Source organism: Myceligenerans crystallogenes, from assembly GCF_039529775.1.
Classification (GTDB): domain Bacteria; phylum Actinomycetota; class Actinomycetes; order Actinomycetales; family Cellulomonadaceae; genus Myceligenerans; species Myceligenerans crystallogenes.
In genome coordinates this window covers 233219-251611 of the sequence record NZ_BAAANL010000005.1, presented here as the reverse complement: position 1 = coordinate 251611, position 18393 = coordinate 233219, and the positions used below count along the sequence as shown (strand labels likewise).

The 18393-nt window shown below is 71.7% G+C and carries 17 protein-coding genes and 2 tRNA genes; 7 read left to right on the top strand and 12 right to left on the bottom strand.

Annotated features, from left to right (window positions below; translation table 11 throughout):
• The first annotated feature begins 81 nt into the window (after positions 1 to 81).
• Positions 82 to 330, top strand: a complete 249-nt coding sequence (locus ABD208_RS13630; protein ID WP_344103745.1) for a hypothetical protein — start codon at positions 82 to 84, stop codon at positions 328 to 330.
• 54 nt (positions 331 to 384) lie between these two features.
• Here ABD208_RS13630 and ABD208_RS13625 read toward each other — a convergent pair whose 3' ends face one another.
• Positions 385 to 957, bottom strand: coding sequence for a TetR/AcrR family transcriptional regulator (locus ABD208_RS13625; RefSeq protein WP_344103743.1), 573 nt, complete (start codon positions 955 to 957; stop codon positions 385 to 387).
• 100 nt (positions 958 to 1057) lie between these two features.
• Here ABD208_RS13625 and ABD208_RS13620 point away from each other — a divergent pair, with 100 nt between their 5' ends.
• Together ABD208_RS13620 and ABD208_RS13615 are read left to right on the top strand one after the other, a co-directional pair.
• The gene (locus tag ABD208_RS13620) at positions 1058 to 1519 is read left to right on the top strand and encodes a nuclear transport factor 2 family protein (RefSeq protein WP_344103741.1); all 462 of its coding nucleotides are present in this window, start codon (positions 1058 to 1060) and stop codon (positions 1517 to 1519) included.
• Positions 1520 to 1723: 204 nt separating this feature from the next.
• Positions 1724 to 2191, top strand: coding sequence for a hypothetical protein (locus ABD208_RS13615; RefSeq protein WP_344104158.1), 468 nt, complete (start codon positions 1724 to 1726; stop codon positions 2189 to 2191).
• A gap of 101 nt (positions 2192 to 2292) precedes the next feature.
• Here ABD208_RS13615 and ABD208_RS13610 read toward each other — a convergent pair.
• A tRNA-Ile gene (locus tag ABD208_RS13610) sits at positions 2293 to 2366 on the bottom strand.
• Between the two features lie 163 nt (positions 2367 to 2529).
• Positions 2530 to 3330 carry a hypothetical protein gene (locus tag ABD208_RS13605; RefSeq protein WP_344103739.1) on the bottom strand — a complete coding sequence of 267 codons (801 nt, stop codon included), beginning with the start codon at positions 3328 to 3330 and terminating at the stop codon, positions 2530 to 2532.
• 96 nt (positions 3331 to 3426) lie between these two features.
• Here ABD208_RS13605 and def point away from each other — a divergent pair, with 96 nt between their 5' ends.
• Entirely contained in the window at positions 3427 to 3912 is a 486-nt protein-coding gene (gene def / locus ABD208_RS13600; RefSeq protein WP_344103737.1) for a peptide deformylase, read from the top strand.
• Between the two features lie 296 nt (positions 3913 to 4208).
• Positions 4209 to 4706: a DUF3145 domain-containing protein gene (locus ABD208_RS13595; RefSeq protein ID WP_344103735.1), complete on the top strand. Its 498-nt coding sequence runs from the start codon at positions 4209 to 4211 to the stop codon at positions 4704 to 4706.
• Positions 4707 to 4762: 56 nt separating this feature from the next.
• Here ABD208_RS13595 and ABD208_RS13590 read toward each other — a convergent pair whose 3' ends face one another.
• The 5 genes from ABD208_RS13590 to ABD208_RS13570 all read right to left on the bottom strand — a co-directional run bounded on the left by ABD208_RS13590 (position 4763) and on the right by ABD208_RS13570 (position 9810).
• Positions 4763 to 6007 (bottom strand): beta-ketoacyl-[acyl-carrier-protein] synthase family protein, encoded by a 1245-nt coding sequence (locus ABD208_RS13590; protein WP_344103732.1) that lies wholly within the window; start codon positions 6005 to 6007, stop codon positions 4763 to 4765.
• 124 nt (positions 6008 to 6131) lie between these two features.
• Positions 6132 to 6380 (bottom strand): acyl carrier protein, encoded by a 249-nt coding sequence (locus tag ABD208_RS13585; RefSeq protein ID WP_344103730.1) that lies wholly within the window; start codon positions 6378 to 6380, stop codon positions 6132 to 6134.
• A gap of 95 nt (positions 6381 to 6475) precedes the next feature.
• A complete protein-coding gene (locus ABD208_RS13580; RefSeq protein ID WP_344103728.1) occupies positions 6476 to 7477 on the bottom strand; it encodes a beta-ketoacyl-ACP synthase III in 1002 nt (333 codons plus the stop codon).
• Positions 7474 to 8475, bottom strand: coding sequence for an ACP S-malonyltransferase (locus ABD208_RS13575; RefSeq protein ID WP_344103726.1), 1002 nt, complete (start codon positions 8473 to 8475; stop codon positions 7474 to 7476). Before ABD208_RS13575 ends, ABD208_RS13580 begins: the two co-directional genes overlap by 4 nt.
• Before the next feature lie 78 nt (positions 8476 to 8553).
• Positions 8554 to 9810: a PucR family transcriptional regulator gene (locus tag ABD208_RS13570; RefSeq protein WP_425561112.1), complete on the bottom strand. Its 1257-nt coding sequence runs from the start codon at positions 9808 to 9810 to the stop codon at positions 8554 to 8556.
• A gap of 191 nt (positions 9811 to 10001) precedes the next feature.
• Between ABD208_RS13570 and ABD208_RS13565 the strand changes: the two genes are divergently transcribed.
• Complete coding sequence (locus ABD208_RS13565) at positions 10002 to 10691, top strand: hypothetical protein (RefSeq protein WP_425561111.1); 690 nt, start codon at positions 10002 to 10004, stop codon at positions 10689 to 10691.
• A gap of 89 nt (positions 10692 to 10780) precedes the next feature.
• Here the strand turns inward: ABD208_RS13565 and ABD208_RS13560 are convergent, their stop codons facing one another.
• The 4 genes from ABD208_RS13560 to ABD208_RS13545 form a co-directional block, all read right to left on the bottom strand.
• Positions 10781 to 13786 (bottom strand): LamG domain-containing protein, encoded by a 3006-nt coding sequence (locus ABD208_RS13560; RefSeq protein WP_344103721.1) that lies wholly within the window; start codon positions 13784 to 13786, stop codon positions 10781 to 10783.
• 106 nt (positions 13787 to 13892) lie between these two features.
• A tRNA-Val gene (locus ABD208_RS13555) sits at positions 13893 to 13965 on the bottom strand.
• A gap of 68 nt (positions 13966 to 14033) precedes the next feature.
• Positions 14034 to 14513, bottom strand: coding sequence for a peroxiredoxin (locus tag ABD208_RS13550; protein WP_344103719.1), 480 nt, complete (start codon positions 14511 to 14513; stop codon positions 14034 to 14036).
• Positions 14513 to 14941 (bottom strand): DUF3052 domain-containing protein, encoded by a 429-nt coding sequence (locus ABD208_RS13545; protein WP_344103717.1) that lies wholly within the window; start codon positions 14939 to 14941, stop codon positions 14513 to 14515. The genes ABD208_RS13550 and ABD208_RS13545 overlap by 1 nt, the downstream gene beginning before the upstream one ends.
• 480 nt (positions 14942 to 15421) lie before the next feature.
• Here ABD208_RS13545 and aceE point away from each other — a divergent pair, with 480 nt between their 5' ends.
• On the top strand, positions 15422 to 18190 hold the full coding sequence (gene aceE, locus ABD208_RS13540) for a pyruvate dehydrogenase (acetyl-transferring), homodimeric type (RefSeq protein ID WP_344103715.1): 2769 nt from the start codon (positions 15422 to 15424) through the stop codon (positions 18188 to 18190).
• Positions 18191 to 18393: the final 203 nt, after the last annotated feature.

Genomic DNA, 18393 nt, shown 5'->3' with positions numbered 1-18393 from the left:
TACGTCTGCGTGCCGTGCCGCCGGAGCGTGAAGTCGTGGTGGGGGCGCACCGGCGTCGTCTGTCCTTCATGCCGGGGAACGATGGTCGATGCCGGGCCCGATCTGGCCGTGCCGCCACGGAGGGACGCCCGGCGGTGGCGGGCGGTCGAGGCGGTTCTGGCCGCCGGACTGCGGTACGACGGCCGCGACGGGTGCGGCTGCGGCAAGGACCCCAAGCCCCGGCCGCGCACGAGCGCCCAGGTCCGGCGCCTGCTGCGGGCGGCGGATCGTGCGGGCGTCGCGCGGGATCGCGCGCTGACCCTCGAAGACGCCTCGGACGCCTACCGGTAGCAGAGCGCACGCGACCGGCCCTCGCGGCTCAGCGGTTCCGGGGTCGGGCGGCGTTCATGAAGCGCCTGGCAGGGACCCCGCGAGCAGGCGTTCCGCCGCTTCCCTCGCCGTGTCGGCGGCGCCCGGGTCGCTGTTGATGGCGGCGGCCACGATCGCGCCCTCGGCGAGCAGGAAGATTCCCTCCGCGACGGCGGGCCCGCCGGCCGCCGCCCAGGTGGTGACCTGCTTGCGGAACGCGGCCTTGTGCGAGCGGACCTCCTCGAGGATCGCCGCGGAGCTCGACCCGAGCTCGCCGTGGATGTTGATCCATGCGCACCCCCGGAACCCGGGTTCGGAGAACCAGCCGCGGAGCCACTCGAAGATCGCGTCGACCCGCCGGGCGGTTCCGTCGACGCTCTCGACGTGCTGTGCCAGGCTGCTGCGCCAGCGCTGGTCGCGCCGCCGGAGCATGGCCACGACCAGGGCCTCCTTGGTGGGGAAGTTCGCGTAGATCCGCTTCAGCGACCTGCCCGACACGTCGCGGATCTCGTCCATCGAGACCTCGTGGACGCCCCTGGCGTAGATGAGCCGCTCGGCCACGTCCAGCAGCACCCGGCGGTCCTGGATCTTCTGTTCCGCAGTGAGCATGCTAGCCACCAAAACCACCTCTGACATGGATAAACGTTCCCGGCATAGGTTACCCTACCGGGGAGAACGTACGTTCTCCCGACCAGGAAGGTGATATGCGATGCCCGAGACCCGGCCGCCCTTGCCCCCGTTCACCGCCGAGACCGCGCGCCAGAAGGTCCAGGCCGCCGAGGACGCCTGGAACACCCGCGACCCGCAGCGGGTCGCCCTCGCCTACACCCCCGACTCGGTCTGGCGGAACCGCAGCGAGTTCCTCCACGGCCGCGCCGAGATCGTCGCCTTTCTCACGAGGAAGTGGGAGCGCGAGCTCGACTACGCGCTGCGCAAGAGCCTGTGGGCGTTCCACGAGAACCGCATCGCGGTCCGGTTCCAGTACGAGTGGCACGACGCCGCCGGCCAGTGGTGGCGCAGCTACGGCAACGAGCAGTGGGAGTTCACGGACCAGGGCCTCATGTCCCGCCGGGAGGCGAGCATCAACGACGTCGCGATCGCCGGGTCCGAACGCCGGATCACCGGTCCGCGCCCGCCCGAGGAGCACGGTCTGGAGATCCCGCTGCGGTAGGTACCGGCCGCCGGGCCGTGCCGTGGGGGTGACCCCGCCGGGCGACGCGGGCAGCGTTGCCCCGTCCGAGCCGACGACAAGAGTTCGCCGAACCGTCGCCGTACCGCCCTACCTGCGGCTTCGCCGCAGCCGCTAGGGTCTTGCCGCCCTGTTCGTCTCGAGTCTGGAGGCACCATGTCCCGAACGCTCCGACGCGTGATCACGATGATCGTCACGGCAGCCGCCGTCTTCTCCTTCACCGCCGCCCCGCCGGCCACGGCGGCGACGTTCCTGACGCACGCCCAGGCCACGGCGCAGCTCAGCGCCGCGGGTATCACCTGGTCGTCCAGCGGCAACTGCAGCAACCGCTACAACTCGACCTGCACCTCGTTCGAGCAGATCCGGCAGACCACGATCGACGGCATCAAGACGCTCAAGCGGTCCAGCGGCTGCGCCGTCAACATCACGGGCGGCACCGAGACCGGCCACTCGAGCGGGACGTACAGCCACTGGAACGGCTACAAGGTCGACATCTCGAAGTACACGTGCGTGGGCAACTACATCAAGAACAACTTCACCTACGTCGGGTACGTCTCCGGGTGGGGCTACCAGTACCGCTCCGGCGCCGGGAACCTCTACACCGACGAGGGCAACCACTGGGACATCCTCTACTACAACTGCGGCGGGTGCTGAGGCCTGCCGGTCACCAGCCGGACGCGCTGGGTTCCCGCTGGGTCGGGACCACACAACGGAAACCATGAGGCCCGGGATCCGCAGGATTCCGGGCCTCGCGGTGCCCCGTCTGGGGCTTGAACCCAGGACCGACGGATTATGAGTCCGCTGCTCTGACCGACTGAGCTAACGGGGCCTGCGGCACCGCGCTCACCTGCGCGGAGTGCAGGTGCCGCGAGGAGGATCCTACCCGGAACGGCCGATAATTCGGTGGTGTGTCCGCCGCCCGGCCACCTACCGTGCGGTACGCGGCACACGCCGTCGGCTCGCACGGTCCGACGACGTGTGCCGCCCAGAGGTCAGGGTGCTGCGCCGGCGCCCGCATTCTTCAGGCGCCAGCGGCGGGCGTCGATCGATTTGCCTGAGCGGTTAAGCAGCGCGGCCGCGACCGCGGGTGGGTTGGCGAGGACGACGGCGTCCTGTTCCGGGGTCCATGCACGCTTCTTGACGCCGTATCGGGTGGACGGCGGGGTCCAGGCGGCGATGGCCGCAGCCTTGCGCCGCTTGCGCTCCAGGGCGAGCGAGCCGTCGTGGTACGCCCAGGTCGCCAGTTTCTTGGCTGCCACGCTCGTCACCATGATGTTCCGGACTCCGTCGCGGGTGTTCGGGCGAGCGGCCCGTTCGACGTCGCATACCGCACGGATGATCGAGCAAAGGTAGTCCGCGAGTGCCGGGCTGGCCGTCGTGAAACTCACGAAGGGGTAGCCCTTGCCGGTGAATCCAAGGGACCCGTCACCGTCGAGGAGGCCGCGGACGTAGTCCGGGGCGGAGAAGTCGTGCCGCGGAGGAGCGGCGATCGTGGACTTCCGGCCGATGGGTACGCCGGCTTCATGGAAGAAGCTGCGTGCCTCCTGGGCGTAGAACCTCAGTGTTGCCGTCCGATACTCGCCCTGCGAGAAGTTCGTGGCCCTGGCGCGGGTGGTCACGGAAGCGTTCCACGGCAGTGCTGTCGCGATCTCGTCGAGCAGCCCGCGGTCGCACTCGGCGAGTTCGATCTGCAGTCGCCCCTTGTGAGTCAGGTCGCCCTCATGGCTGCCATCCGTCTGAAGGAGTCCGACAAGGTATGAGAAGAATGGAGAAGTTAACGCTTGGATGTCCACACGGCTAGCCTAGATATCGATCAAGGGTTCGCAACCGGAAGGTCGTGGGGCCGGTTGTTATGTGGCGACCGACGGTCGCATGGAAGAATTCCGACCATGGCGATGCGTGAGATCCGGGTGATGCCCGACCCCGTCCTGCGGACCCCCTGCGACCCGATCACCGCGATCGACGAGCGGGTGCGCGGCCTCGTGGCCGACCTTCTCGAGACGGTCGACCACGAGGGCCGCGCCGGCCTGGCCGCGAACCAGATCGGCGTCGGTCTGCGGGCGTTCTCCTGGAACATCGAGGGGGACATCGGCTACGTGCTCAACCCGCGCGTCGTGGAGCTCGGTGACGAGACGCAGGACGGCGGCGAGGGCTGCCTCTCCGTGCCCCGCCTCTGGTACCCCACGGTCCGGGCGAACTTCGCCCGCGTGGTCGGCACGGACCTGGACGGCAACGAGGTCGAGGTCTCCGGCGAGGGCCTGATGGCCCGCTGCCTCCAGCACGAGTGCGACCACCTGGACGGCAAGCTCTACCTCGACCGCCTGGAACGCGAGGCCCGCAAGGAGGCCATGCGCGAGCTGCGCGCCGGCCTCTGACGCCTCGGTCAGCGCGGGAGCGACGACGCCGTCCGCTTCCGCCCAAGTTCACCCCTCTTCGGACTTGGACACCCGTCCAGTAAGTCCGTTAAACAGGTAATCTGGGCCCTGAAGTTGCTCGATTGGTGAAATTTCTCGCCGTAAACACGCTACTTCGCGTGCACGGGGCCGGGGAGTCGTGCAGGATGGGCTGCGGACGGAGTAGTACGGACGGACGCCGCGCACCAAGCCTCGGCCACAACGTCACCGCCCGGTGAGGACGTAGGGGAAGACGTGCCTCGACCAGGGAGGAAGACATGGCCGGTGGAATCACCCGTGGCGTGTTGTTCGTGCATGCTGCGCCCCGTGCCCTGTGTCCGCACATCGAGTGGCAGGCAGGCGGCGTCCTGGACCTGGATCTCTCGATGGACTGGACGCCTCAACCCGCGGGGCGCGGGCTGTACAGAACTGAATACTCGTGGCAGGGGCCGCAGGGGACGGGCGCAGCACTCGCGTCCGCCCTGCGCGGCTGGGACCACCTCAGGTACGAGGTCACGGAGGATCCGAGCGCGGGTGCCGACGGCGCCCGGTGGTCGCACACCCCCGACCTCGGCATCTTCCATGCCGTCACGGACGTCCACGGCAACATCGTGATCCCGGAGGACCGCATCCGCTCGGCCCTCGCCGAGGCGGACCCCCGGGCCACCCGCGAAGCTCTCGCCCTCGCCCTCGGCACGGCCTGGGACGACGAGCTGGAACCCTTCCGCCACGCCGGCGCCGGTGCACCGGTCCGCTGGCTCCATGACGTCGGCTAGGAAACGGCGAAAGCCCGCCCGGTGAAACCACCCGGCGGGCTTTCGGTCGTTCGGTCTCAGGCGTTCTGCACCAGCAGGGCGACGTTGTGCCCGCCGAACCCGAAGGAGTTGTTCAGCGCCGCGATGTCCCCGCCGGGCAGCTTCGCCGGCTCGTCCCGCACCAGCGGCACCTGCAGCTCCGGATCCGGTGTCACCACGTTGATCGTGGGCGGCGCCAGCCGCTCCGCCACGGCCTTGACCGTGAACACCGTCTCGAGCGCCCCGGCCCCGCCCAGCAGGTGCCCGGTCATCGACTTCGTCGCCGAGAGCTGCACGTGGTCGGCCTCGCCGCCCAGCAGCGCCCGGATCGATGCGGTCTCCGTCAGGTCGCCCACCTTGGTGGACGTGGCGTGCGCGTTGATGTGCACGACGTCGGACCCGGAGGCCCCGGAGTCCTGCAGCGCCGCGCGCATCGCGGTGACCTGCCCCTTGCCCTCGGGGTCGGGCGAGGTGATGTGGTAGGCGTCGGACGACAGCCCCACGCCGCCGATCCTCGCGTACACCCGCGCGCCGCGGGCCGCCGCGTGCTCGGCGCTCTCCAGCACCACCACGGCCGCGCCCTCGCCGATCACGAACCCGTCGCGGTCGACGTCGTACGGCCGCGAGGCGCCCTCGGGGTCGTCGTTGCGCAGCGAGAGCGTGCGCGACGCGCAGAACGCGGCGATCGGCATCGGGTGGATGGTGGCCTCGGTGCCGCCCGCGACGACGACGTCGGCCCGGCCCGACCGGATCATCTCGACCCCGTAGCCGATGGCCTCGGCGCCCGACGCGCACGCCGACACGAGCGCGTGCGCCCCGGCCTTGGCGCCCAGCTCGAGGGAGACGTAGGCGGTGGGGGAGTTGGGCATGAGCATCGGGACCGTCATCGGGAGCATGCGGCGCGCGCCGCGCTCGCGCAGGGTGTCCCAGCCGTCGAGCAGCGTCCACACCCCGCCGATGCCGGAGGACACCACCGTGCCGAGCCGTTCGCCCTCGACCTCGGGGCTGCCGGCGTCCGCCCAGGCCTCGCGCGTCGCGATGATCGCGTACTGCGCGGACGGGTCCATGCGGTTGAGCTCGGGCTTCTTGAGGACCTCCTCCGGCTTCACCTTGATGGTGGCGGCGAAGGTCACGGGGATCTCGTAGCGCTCGGACCAGTCGTTGTCCATGGTCCGTGCGCCGGACGTCCCGGCGAGCGCGGCCTCCCAGGTGGAGGTCACGTCCCCGCCGAGCGGGGTGGTGGCGCCGAGGCCGGTGACGACGACTTCGCGTCCGGAGGTCATGAGGTCTCTCTCCTGGTCGGTGGTGCGGTGGTGCTGTCGCGTAAAGGTGTCCGACGGCGGACCGGGGCGGCTTCCGTGCGGAAGGGACCCCGGACCGCCGTCGGCCAGGTACCGGTGAAGGGCCTCAGCCCTGGGCGCCCTTGATGTAGCTCACGGCGTCGCCGACGGTCGCGAGGTTCTTGACCTCTTCGTCCGGGATGCGGACGTCGAACTTGTCCTCGGCGTGCGTGACGATGGTCATCATCGAGAGCGAGTCGATGTCGAGGTCGTCGGTGAAGGACTTCTCCAGCGCGACGGCGGTCTTGTCGAGACCGGTCTCCTCGGCGACGATCTCGGCGAGACCCTCGAGGATCTCCTGCTCAGTGTTGGCCATGGGACTTCCTTTTCTTGTCGGTGGGAGTTGTGCTCCCGGGGGGTGGTGACCACTCGTTCCCCGGGAGCCCGGGGCTGAGGAGTACGAAGCGAAGGTTACGGCAGGATGACGACCTGCGCGGCGTACACGAGTCCGGCCCCGAACCCGATCTGCAGGGCGACGTCACCGGACTTCGCCTGGCCGGATTCGAGCAGCTGGGCGGCCGCGAGGGGGATGGAGGCGGCGGACGTGTTGCCCGTCTCGGCGATGTCCCGGGCGACCACCACCGACTCCGGAAGCTTGAGCTGCTTGATCATCTGGTCGATGATCCGCATGTTCGCCTGGTGCGGCACGAACACCTGGATCTCCTCGGGGGAGACCCCGGCCTCGGCCATCGCCTTGGCGGCGACGGGCGCCATCTGGAACGACGCCCACTTGAACACCGTGGGGCCGTCCTGGCGCAGTGTGGGCCAGCCGAGCGACGGGTCCTCGCGCCATTCCTGCCACGAGTGGGTCTGGCGGATCGCGGTGTGCTTCGAGCCGTCGGAGCCCCACACGGTCGGGCCGATGCCCGGCGTGTCCGAGGGCCCGACGATCGCGGCGCCCGCGCCGTCGCCCAGCAGGAACGAGATGGACCGGTCCGTCGGGTCGATGATCTCCGACAGCTTCTCCGCGCCGATCACGAGCACGTTCCGGGCCAGCCCGGACCGCACGAGCCCGTCGGCCTGGCCGATCCCGTAGGCGTACCCGGCGCACGCGGCCGACACGTCGAACGCGGCGGCCGGCGTCGCGCCGAGCCGGTCGGCGAGGATCGAGGCGGCCGACGGCGTCATGTGCATGTGCGTGATCGTCGAGACGATGATCGCGTCGATGTCCGCGCCGGTCAGGCCCGCGGCGTCGAGCGCCTTGCGGGCCGCGGCCTCGGACAGGTCGAGCACGTCGCGGTCCGCGCCCGCGCGGCGGCGGGTCACGATGCCGGTGCGCTGGCGGATCCATTCGTCGGACGAGTCGATGGGCCCCGCGATGTCGTCGTTGGTGACGACGTGCTCGCCCCGCTCCGCGCCGATGGCGAGGATGCGCGAGAACTGCGTGGGCTGGGACTGCTGCAGGAGGGTCACTGTGGTGCTCCGGGTGTCGTGCCGGCGGACTCGGTACCAGCAGCGCCGCCGGCGGCGCTGTGGCGGGAGATGAGGTCGCGGGCCGCGTCGATGTCCCCGGGCGACTTCACCGCCACCGTTTCTACGCCCTTGAGGGCCCGCTTGGCGAGTCCGGTGAGCACGCCGCCGGGCGCGAGCTCGAGGAGCGCGGTCACGCCGCGGGCCGCGAGCGAGTCGCTGACCAGGTCCCAGCGGACCGGGGCGGTGACCTGTCCGGCCAGGTTGGCCAGCACGTCCGACGCCGTCCCGTGGCCGTGGGCGCCGCCGGTGTAGGCGGCCCCGTCGAGGTCGGCGAGGAACGGGAGGACCGGGTCCTTGCCGGCGAACCCGGTGGCCACGGGCGTGAACTCCTCGCGGGCCGCGTCCATGAACGGCGTGTGGAACGCGCCGGCCACCTGGAGCGGGATCACCCGGGCGCCGGGCGGCGGGTTGTCGGCCAGCTTCGCGAGGTTCTCCAGGGCGCCCGCGGCGACCACCTGGGCGGCGCTGTTCACGTTCGCGGGCCACAGCCCGGCGGCCTCGATCGCGGCGAGCACCTCCTCGGGCTGCCCGCCCACGACCGCGCTCATCCCGGACGGCCGGGCCGCGGCGGCCTTCGCCATCGCGCGGGCCCGTGCGGCCACGAGCCCGGCGGCGCCGTCGTCGGACACCACGCCGGCCACGGCGGCCGCGGCGACCTCGCCGACGGAGTGACCCGCGGTCACGTCCACGACCCCGGCCGTGTCCCGGCCGTCCAGGATCACGCGCAGGGCCAGCAGCGACGACGCCACGATCAGCGGCTGGGCGACGGCGGTGTCACGGATCGTGTCCGCGTCCGACGTCGTGCCGTGAGCGGCGAGATCCGTGTCCGCGGCCTCGGAGGCGGCGGCGACGAGTTCGGGCACCCCGGGAAGCTCCAGCCAGGGGCCGAGCATTCCGGGGGTCTGGGAGCCCTGTCCAGGGCAGACGACGGCGAGCACCAGTCCACTCTGCCAAGCCCGGCCCAAACCGGGGCGTCGCGACCCGTACCAAGCTTCTCGGGGGCGGTTGTGGGATCCCTACAAGGATCGTTCCTCACCGGACTCGCCCAGCTGCCCCAGCGCGAGCGCCACCTGCAGCACGAACGACTCGCGGGCGTCGAGCGGGTCCCAGCCCGTGATCTCCGACACCTTGCGCAGGCGGTACCGCACCGTGTTGGGGTGCACGTACAAACGGCGGGCGGCCGCCTCCAGGGAACGCCCGGTGCCCAGGTACGCGGACAGCGTCTCCAGCACCGAGCCGCCCGCCTGGGCGAGCGGCTGGTAGGCCTGCGTCACCAGGGTGCGGCGCGCCGAGGCGTCGCCCGTCAGGACCCGCTCGGGGAGCAGGTCGTCGGCCAGGACGGGGCGCGGCGCCTGCGGCCAGGCGGGGGCGGCGGCCATGCCGGCCAGCGCCGAGCGTGCCGACCGGGCGGCGTCGTCCAGGCCCGACGACGCCGAGCCGATCACCACCGGACCCGGCCCGAAGCGGCTGAGCAGGCCCGTGGCCACCGCGGCCAGGTCGCCCTCCCCGCCGAGCACGAGCACCAGCCGGTCGCCGTGGATCCCGACGAGGGCGTCCCCGGCCGCGCGCCGCGCGGCCCGCCGCAGCTCCGCGGCGCGCACCTCGTCCAGCCCGCTGTTGGTGGTTCCCACGACGACGAGCGTGCCGCCCTTGCCGCTCCAGCCCAGCGCCGACATGCGGCTGCGCAGCGCGTCGTTCCCGTCCCCGCGCACGAGCGCGTCCACGACCAGCGCCTCCAGGCGGGCGTCCCACGCGCCGCGGACCTCCGCGGCGCGTGCGTAGATCTCCGCGGCGGAGAACGCGACCTCGCGGGAGTAGCGCAGCACCGCCTCCCGCAGCTCCCGCTTGCCGTCCGGGGCCGCGATCTGGTCCGACATCTCCTCCACCACGTCCACCCCGCAGCGCACCAGCTGCAGCGTCTGCTGCAGGGAGATCGTGCGGGTGAGCTCCGGGGGAGCGGCCGAGAACATCTCGGCGACGCCGTGCGGCGGGCTCACCGGGTCGGCGAACCACGAGATGAACGCGTTGACGCCGGCCTGGGCGACGAGGCCCACGTAGGACCGGTCCTCGGCCGCGAGATTGCGGTACCAGGACAGCTGCTCGTCCAGGCGGCGCAACGTCGCCGACGTGAGCCTGCCGCTCGCGTCGCGGACCCGCTGCAGGTTCTTCCCGTTCGCCTCCCGGGCGGCGGTGCTGCCGCCGCCCGCCGGGGCGCCGGGGGCGTCAGCGGGGTCTGCGGGGTTTGCGGGGTCGGTCTCGGGTGATGCGGGCACGAGGGCGAGAATACGGGTCCGGTTGTACGGAGTCCACAAACGGGCGATTCGTTCGGGACACCGTCGGAACCCGCGGCCGGTGCCCGCCGCGGCCGGCCGGCGCCTGGTGAGTGGAGGAAACCCCATGGACCGGGAAAAAGTTTATGGCGCTCCGGCCAACGGTTCGCTGTAGTGTCGAACATATGGTCTTGATGCAACGGCTCCGACGGCTGCTCCGCCGGCCCACCTCTGCATCCACGGTCGGCATCCGGCGGGAGTCGTCGGCCCCACGTCGAGGAGACGACATCCACGAGGACGCACTGCGGGCACAGCTCGCCGACGACCCGAACAACGCCGAGGCCTTCGGCGCGCTGGCGGAGATCGTGCGCCGTCGCGCGGCCGAGGGGCATCACGCGGAGGATCCCCTGCGGGACACCGAGGACGAGCCCACCGCCGCCCAGCTGCGCGAGCAGGCCGCGGACCTCGCGGTCTGGGCGCTCGCCGAGGAGATCGCCGGGAACCCGCGCGGCTGGTACCCGCTCATCGAGCTCGGGCGGCTGTCGCTGGCCGAGGATCCCGAGGGCGCGGTCCGCCGCTTCACGACGGCGGCCGAGCGCGACCCGGAGGGGCACGCGCTGGCCGACGGGCTCGCGATCCTGCGCGACGCCGGGATGCCGGTCGAGGCGCTGGGCCTGGGCGTGGGTCACTGGCGGGTGCGGGAGCACACGCCGGAGGTGGGCCGGCACCTGGTGCGGGCCGCACTGGAGGCGGGCCGCCCGTTCGAGGCGAGGCAGCACCTGGGGGCGATGGACCTGCACCCGGACGGCTCCGCCGTGGTAAAGCTCCGGCGTGAACTGGAGCAAGAGATCGCCGCGGCCGACCAGCCCAGGGCAGGCACCTGACGGGTCGCCGCCCCCGGGCGGCCGTGGGAGCGCTTGCGTACCGGTGCGGTCCCGCCCGAGGCCGGCGAGGCCGGGCGGGACCGCGGGTCTCAGGGGTTCGCCGGGTCCACCGCGAGGAAGTCGTCGAACGACCACGTCGTCGCGGTCGTCCCTCCCGTGTACAGGCGCACGCCCACGGAGCCGGGCACCTGGAGCGAGGCGGTCGTGTCCGTGTGGACCACCTGCCAGTCCGCGGGCTCGGCGGTTCCCGCGGCCCAGACCTTCGCCCGCACCGTCGTCGGCGACGTCCCCGTCGCCCGCACGCGCAGCAGCAGCGGTTCGCCGGGCCGGAACGTCAGCCCCGGGACCACGCCGCCGACCACGGGCGTGCCGTTGCGCGCGACGTGCAGGTCGGCGTGCCCGTCGGCGTAGATCTTCACCCGCCCGCCGAGGTCCTCCGTCCCGGCCCGCCGTGCCAGCACCGTCAGGAACGAGGTGTCCGACGGCGTCGCGTCGGCCCACGCCCGCACGGTGACGTCGACGTCGGCGGCGGACACGTCGTCGAGCGCCGCGCTCATCGTCCGGCCGCCGGTCATCGCGAACGTGCCGGCCCCGCCGGCGACGTCGAACCGCGACAGCGTGCCGCCGAGGGTCCACGCCCCGCCCGTCGTCGCCTCGCCCCAGCCGTCCACCACGATCCTGTTGAAGGTGTCACGCCCGAGCGCCGGATCGACCGGCCCGGATCCCGTGGTCCCGACCAGGTGGTGCAGTGCCACCTGGTCGGCGGTGAGGGCCTGCGGGTAGACGGCGATCTCGTCGAGGTCGCCCTTGAAGTTCGTCGCCGGCGACGACGGCGACCACCCGGTCAGGCCGTCCCCGCCGACGCGCCACCAGCCGTTGTACGCCCTGGCGCTCGTGATCGAGGGCTCGGAGGCGACGAGCTGCCCGTCGAGGTAGAGCCGCAGGCCGTCGGCGCCGAGTGTGCCGACCGCGTGGTGCCAGGCGCCGTTCGTCACCGCCGCGGGGGAGACGACGGTCCGGGCCGTGGCGGAGTGGACGCCGAACACGAGCCTGCCGGTGCCGTCCAGGTACAGGTGCCGGTCGTAGACGCCGGACGACGTCGCGTCGCCGCGGTTCCCGTAGCCGATCAGCTTGCCGCCGGGGGTGGTGCCCCGGAACCAGGTCTCGACGCTGAACGTCTGCGGCGCGGCCTTGCTCGTGCCGGCGGACCACGCCCGCGAGGTGCTCGTGCCCGCTGCCGCCGCCGCCGTGTCCGGATCGGCGGTGAGCGCGCCGGGCCTGCCGAACGCCAGCGCGGGGCCGGCGTTCAGCACGGGCCCGCCCGCGAGGTTCGCGACTGGCGCGGCGGTGCCGCCCATCCGCCAGTAGTTCACGGCGCCGTCGGTCAGGACGCCGCGCGCGTACTCGCGCAGCGGCGCGCCGTCGGACACCGTGACCTCCGTCCACGGCGACCACGCCTGGTTGCCCCACGGGTCACGCGCGACGACGGCGTAGCGGTGCGTCGCCCCGGGCGCCACGCTCGTGTCGAGGAGCGCGAACGGCTTGACCTGCCAGAAGCTGGCGGTGTGCTCCAGGACGGCGACCGGCGATGCGCCGGACGTGTCGCGGTAGACGGTGTAGGTCAGGGTCTTGTCGTCACGGTCGTGGTTGCCGGGCCAGGCCAGGCGGACGACGCTGGCCCCGGGTGACGTCGCGGTCAGCGGGAACGTGGACCCGCCGAGACGCGGGCCGTCCTCGTTCGGCGCGAGGTCGCGCACCGCGAACCGCACCAGGCCCTGCTGCGGCGTGCCGTTCACGGTGAGGAACTCGCCGCCGAACACGACGTGGTCGCCGCCCGCGGTCACGTGCCACGGGCCCTGGTCCTGGCCGGTGAACGTGCCGACGCTGAAGTCCGGGTACCAGTTGAGGAACTCGGGGCGGGGCGTGCCGGGGTGGTCCGGGTAGCCGAAGATGTCGGCGGTGTTGGTGCCCTCCACGGTGAGGGTGACGGCCGTGCCCCGCTTGAACGATCGCGGGCTGGTCTCGGGGAACCCGCCGCTGTTGCCGCAGTAGTGCTTGTGGCTCGCCTGATAGGCCACGCCCTGGAACGGCACGATGGAATAGGTGTCGCCGTGGCAGTCCTCCAGCCACACCAGCTCCCCCGTCGCCCAGGACACGGCGAACGAGCCCTCGACGGTGCCGCCCCCGCCGTAGTGGTAGCCGGTGCCGTAGACGTTCGCGCCGTCGGTGACCAGGTCGAGGATCGCCGAGGAAGCGCCCGCGTTGCGGACCCGGGCGTTGACCGGGAGCGGGAGCAGGTCGCCGGTCGCGGCGTCGAGGCGGGCCAGGCCGTAGCCCGGGGTGGAGGAGCCGTCCACCGAGGTGAAGTTCCCCCCGATCATCACCGACCCGCCGTCGGGCGCCGCGGTGATCGCCTGGACGGAACGGTCGCCGACCGCGGCCTCGAAGGCCCGCGTCGTCGCGCCGGTCGCGGCGTCGACGGCGGCCACGCGGGCCCGCGTCGCGCCGTTGACCGTGGAGAAGGCGCCGCCGAGGAACACGTCGGCGCCCGAGGTCGCGACGGAGTAGACGGGGCCGTTGACCGACGGGCGGAACCCGGTCAGGTCGCCCGTGGCGACGTCGAACGCCGCGGCGCGGTACCGCGTGACGCCGTCGATCTCGGTGAACGGGCCGACCGCGTACACCGTGCGGCCGTCCGGGGAGACGGCGAGCTCCTTCACCTCGCCGTTCGTCGCCGGATCCCAGGCGGCGTCCAGCTCGCCGGTGGCGAGGTCGTAGCGCAGGAGGTTGGCTCGCGGCACCTCCGCCGTGCCCGCCGGTGCGCCCGCGGGGCGGGCGGAGGTGAACCTGCCGCCCACGTAGACGGTGTCGCCCACGATCACCTGGGACCAGACGACCCCGTTGATCTGGACGGTGGGCAGCGGGTCGGAGCTCACGGTCGGCGGCAGGGCGGACGTCGTCGTCCCCTGATCCGCGGCGACGGCCGCGTCCGCCCGCGACGCGGGAACGGACAGCGCCAGACCGGCCAGCACCAGCGAGAGGGCGGCGACGGACGCCGCGTAGCGGCGCGGGGCATGGGCGTGGGCAACGCGCATCGGGGAACCTCAGCCTTGTCGGGGGGAAGAGCCAGGCGTCACCGAGGTTATGCTCCGGCGCCGGCCGGCGGTGGCTGAGCGAGGGTGATTTCTCGGGTGAAACGGGTGGGCCCGGAGGGACTTGAACCCCCGACCGTTGCGGTGTAAACGCAATGCTCTACCAGCTGAGCTACAGGCCCTGGAAACGGCGCAGTCAGGATACCCGGCCCGAGGGCCGGGACCCGGCAGACTCCCTGCCGAGGCCTCCTCAGATCTCAGCGAGTGCCCGGCGGTACCCCTCGAGGTCCCGACGTTGGCCGCGGGGGTTGACGATGCTCCAGCGCACGATGCCGTCGTCGTCGATCAGGAACGAGCCGCGCAGGGCGTGGCCCGACTCGTCGTCGAACACCCCGAACGCCCTCGAGACCGCGCCGTGCGGCCAGAAGTCGCTGAGCAGGTCGAAACCGAAGCCCTCGATCTCCTGCCACGCCTTGAGCGTGAAGACCGGGTCCGTGGACACGGCCAGCAGCCGCACCCCGGCGGTCTCGAAGTCCTCGATGTTGTCCCGCAGCTCGCACAGCTCGCCCGTGCAGATGCCGGAGAAGGCGAACGGGAAGAACACCACGAGCACGGGCCCGCCCGCGAGGTCGGCGAGGTGGAACGGCGTGCCGTGCGTGTCCGGCAGCGTGAAGTCCGGCGCGGGGTCGCCGGGGCCGACGACGGTGCCGGCGTCGCCGGGTCCCCCCATCAGCGGCCCTTGCCCCGCGGGACGAGCCGTGTCGCCGACCAGTCGTCCGCCACGGCGAACGTGTTGGTCGACTGCATGCCCGCGGTGTTCGCGGCGTCCTGGATCTCGCCGGGGGTCGTGTGCCCGTCACGGCCGGCCTTGGGGGTGAAGATCCAGATGATCCCGCCGTCCTCGAGGTACTCGGTGACATCGACGAGGGAGTCCGTGAGGTCCCCGTCGTCGTCCCGCCACCAGAGGATCACGCCGTCGGTGACGTCACCGAAGTCCTCGTCCTCGAGTTCGCTGCCGGTGATCTCCTCGATCTCGGCGCGCACGTCGTCGTCGACGTCGTCGCCCCAGCCGAACTCCTGCACCACCTGGCCGGCCTTGAAGCCGAGCCGGTCCGCACCCTGGGTGTCCGCGCTCACTTGGTTCTGCGTTCCCTTCATCTCTTCGTCCTGGGCCGCGTCGGTGACCAGGCGTCCTTTCGTGGCAAAGGTAGTGCACCGGAGCCCGGCGCGCCGCACAGGCGCGCGGGTCGTACCTGCATTGCACCACGCTTGCGCGTGGCGCTGACCGAGTATCAGTAAAGCGAGACTCGGTCTCAGGAGTGGAGCGTACCCGTGAGAGGTCGTCTCGAAGTAACGCAGATCACCCCTCCGAACTTCGCTCTTGACCGTTCTATGGTGTGTGCGCACGCCAACAGGGGTCAGAATGGCAGGACCACCTGTGCGCGGGTGAGCGTCGTGTGCCGCGAAACGGCCGGCGTCGCTCGCGGAGGGGCGCAGGACCAGAAAGCATGGCTGACAAGGCCGTGCCGACGACTCTGGCGTGACGAAGGACGACGCGCCGGGTGCAGGGCCCGTCACGACGAGGCGCTCGCCCGGGCCGGATCCTCGGGGCGCCGGCGAAACAGGGAGAGGTTGCTGGTGGCTTCGTTTGACGAGACCGGACCGCTGATCAACGGTCTGCTCAGCGCTGTGCCGGACATCGACCCGGGGGAGACCTCCGAGTGGGTCGAGTCGTTCGACGGACTGATCGACGACAAGGGCGGCCCTCGCGCCCGGTACGTCATGCTCAACCTGCTGCGGCGGGCGCGCGAGCGCAACGTGCACATCCCCGTGACGATGGCGACGCCGTACGTCAACACCATCGGCGTCCACGAGGAGCCGTACTTCCCGGGCGACGAGGCGATGGAGCGGCGCTACCGCTCCTTCATCCGCTGGAACGCGGCGGTCATGGTGACGCGCGCGCAGCGTGAGGGCCTCGGGGTGGGCGGCCACATCTCGTCGTACGCGTCGGTGGCGACGCTGTACGAGGTGGGCCTGAACCACTTCTTCCGCGGCAAGGACCACGAGGGCGGCGGCGACCAGGTCTACTTCCAGGGCCACGCCTCACCGGGCGTGTACGCCCGCGGGTTCCTCGAGGGCCGGCTGAGCGCCGAGCAGCTCGACGGCTTCCGGCAGGAGAAGTCGCACGCGGGCGGCGGCCTGCCGTCGTACCCGCACCCGCGCCTCATGCCGGACTTCTGGGAGTACCCGACGGTCTCGATGGGCCTCGGCCCGGCGTCGGCGATCTACCAGGCCTGGACCAACCGCTACCTGCACAACCGCGGGATCAAGGACACCAGCCAGCAGGACGTGTGGGCGTTCCTCGGCGACGGCGAGATGGACGAGCCGGAGAGCCGCGGCATGATCCAGCTCGCGGCGCAGCAGCAGCTGGACAACCTGACGTTCGTGGTGAACTGCAACCTGCAGCGCCTCGACGGTCCGGTGCGCGGCAACGGCAAGATCGTCCAGGAGCTCGAGGGGCAGTTCCGCGGCGCGGGCTGGAACGTCATCAAGGTCGTGTGGGGCCGCGAGTGGGACGCCCTGCTGGAGGCCGACAAGGACCGCGCGCTCGTCAACCTGATGAACGCGACGCCGGACGGTGACTACCAGACCTACCGCGCCGAGTCGGGCGCGTTCATCCGCGAGCACTTCTTCGGGCGCGACCCGCGCACCAAGGCCCTCGTCGAGAACATGACCGACGAGGACATCTGGAACCTCAAGCGCGGCGGCCACGACTACCGCAAGCTCTACGCGGCCTACTCGGCGGCGCGCGCGCACACCGGCCAGCCGACGATCATCCTCGCGCACACCGTCAAGGGCTACGGCCTGGGCTCGGGCTTCGCGGGCCGCAACGCCACGCACCAGATGAAGAAGCTCAAGACGGACGAGCTCAAGGCGCTGCGCGACTCGCTCAACATCCCGATCACGGACGAGGAGCTCACGAACCCGTACGCGGCCCCGTACTACCACCCGGGCATGGACGCGCCGGAGATCCAGTACATGCTGGACCGCCGCCGCAAGCTCGGCGGGTTCGTGCCGGAGCGCCGGGCCAACCCGAAGACCCAGCTGCCGCTGCCGCAGGACAAGTCCTACGAGCTGCTGGCCAAGGGTTCGGGCACGCAGGAGGTCGCCTCGACGATGGCGTTCGTCCGCATGCTCAAGGACCTGTTCAAGTCCAAGGGCTTCGGCGAGCGCATCGTGCCGATCATCCCCGACGAGGCCCGCACGTTCGGCCTCGACTCGATCTTCCCGAGCGCGAAGATCTTCAACACCCTGGGGCAGAACTACCTGGCCGTGGACCGCGAGCTCATGCTGAGCTACAAGGAGTCCGAGTCCGGGCAGATCATGCACACGGGCATCAACGAGGCGGGTTCGGCCGCCGCGTTCCAGGCGGTCGGCACGTCGTACGCGACCCACGGCGAGCCGCTGATCCCGATCTACATCTTCTACTCGATGTTCGGCTTCCAGCGCACCGGCGACCAGTTCTGGGCCGCGGGCGACCAGCTCACGCGTGGTTTCATCATCGGCGCGACGGCGGGGCGCACCACGCTGACCGGTGAGGGCCTGCAGCACGCCGACGGCCACAGCCCGATCATCGCGGCGACCAACCGCGCGATCGTGCAGTACGACCCGGCCTACGGCTACGAGATCCGGCACATCGTGCGCGACGGCATCGAGCGCATGTACGGGCCCGGCCAGGACGGCATCGGCACGGACGGCCGCGACCAGAACGTCATGTACTACCTGACGGTCTACAACGAGCCGATGGTGCAGCCGGCCGAGCCGGCGGACGTCGACGTCGAGGGCATCCGGCGCGGTATCCACCGCATCGCGACCGCGGACGACGCCGCCGAGGGCCCGAAGGCTCAGCTCCTCGCGTCCGGTGTGGGCGTCCCGTGGGCCCTCGAGGCGCAGCAGCTGCTGCGCGAGGACTGGGGCGTGCACGCCGACGTCTGGTCGGTGACCAGCTGGACCGAGCTGCGCCGCGACGCGCTGGACGCGGAGCACGCCGCTCTCGTGGACCCGGCCGCCGAGCCGCGCGTGCCGTACGTGACGCAGAAGCTGCAGGGCGCTGCGGGGCCGTTCGTCGCCACCAGCGACTACGACCACATGGTGCCGGACCAGATCCGCGCCTGGGTCCCGGGCGACTACGCGGTGCTCGGTGCCGACGGCTTCGGCTTCTCGGACACCCGCGCCGCCGCGCGCCGGTACTTCCTCATCGACGGCCCGTCGATGGTGGTCAAGACGCTGCAGGTGCTCGCGCGCCGCGGCGAGGTGCCGGCCGACGTCGTCGCCAAGGCCGTCGAGAAGTACCGCCTGCTCGACGTGAACGCGGGCACCTCGGGGAGCGCGGGCGGCGAGAGCTGACCTGACCTCGAGAAACCCCTGGAGGGCGGCGCGGGACTTCCCGCGCCGCCCTTTCTCGCGCCCGCACGGTCGTGCCCGGCGTACCGCGAACGCAACTCGTGGCCGGGTGGCGCACCTCCCGGGGCCGACGGCGCGGGGCGCGGCCTGCGGGGGTCACCAGCTCGCTGACCAGGCCGGAGATGACCTACAACGGGGTAGTTCGC

Excerpts from the sequence above, each read along its gene's own strand:
- ABD208_RS13595 (WP_344103735.1), top strand. The coding sequence starts at position 4,209 with ATGGCCGGTGGAATCACCCGTGGCGTGTTGTTCGTGCATGCTGCGCCC.
- ABD208_RS13615 (WP_344104158.1), top strand. The coding sequence starts at position 1,724 with ATGATCGTCACGGCAGCCGCCGTCTTCTCCTTCACCGCCGCCCCGCCG.
- ABD208_RS13545 (WP_344103717.1), bottom strand. The coding sequence starts at position 14,941 with ATGAAGGGAACGCAGAACCAAGTGAGCGCGGACACCCAGGGTGCGGAC.
- ABD208_RS13565 (WP_425561111.1), top strand. The coding sequence starts at position 10,002 with ATGCAACGGCTCCGACGGCTGCTCCGCCGGCCCACCTCTGCATCCACG.
- ABD208_RS13620 (WP_344103741.1), top strand. The coding sequence starts at position 1,058 with ATGCCCGAGACCCGGCCGCCCTTGCCCCCGTTCACCGCCGAGACCGCG.
- ABD208_RS13630 (WP_344103745.1), top strand. The coding sequence starts at position 82 with ATGGTCGATGCCGGGCCCGATCTGGCCGTGCCGCCACGGAGGGACGCC.
- def (WP_344103737.1), top strand. The coding sequence starts at position 3,427 with ATGGCGATGCGTGAGATCCGGGTGATGCCCGACCCCGTCCTGCGGACC.
- ABD208_RS13590 (WP_344103732.1), bottom strand. The coding sequence starts at position 6,007 with ATGACCTCCGGACGCGAAGTCGTCGTCACCGGCCTCGGCGCCACCACC.
- ABD208_RS13585 (WP_344103730.1), bottom strand. The coding sequence starts at position 6,380 with ATGGCCAACACTGAGCAGGAGATCCTCGAGGGTCTCGCCGAGATCGTC.
- ABD208_RS13550 (WP_344103719.1), bottom strand. The coding sequence starts at position 14,513 with ATGGGGGGACCCGGCGACGCCGGCACCGTCGTCGGCCCCGGCGACCCC.
- ABD208_RS13625 (WP_344103743.1), bottom strand. The coding sequence starts at position 957 with ATGCTCACTGCGGAACAGAAGATCCAGGACCGCCGGGTGCTGCTGGAC.
- ABD208_RS13560 (WP_344103721.1), bottom strand. The coding sequence starts at position 13,786 with ATGCGCGTTGCCCACGCCCATGCCCCGCGCCGCTACGCGGCGTCCGTC.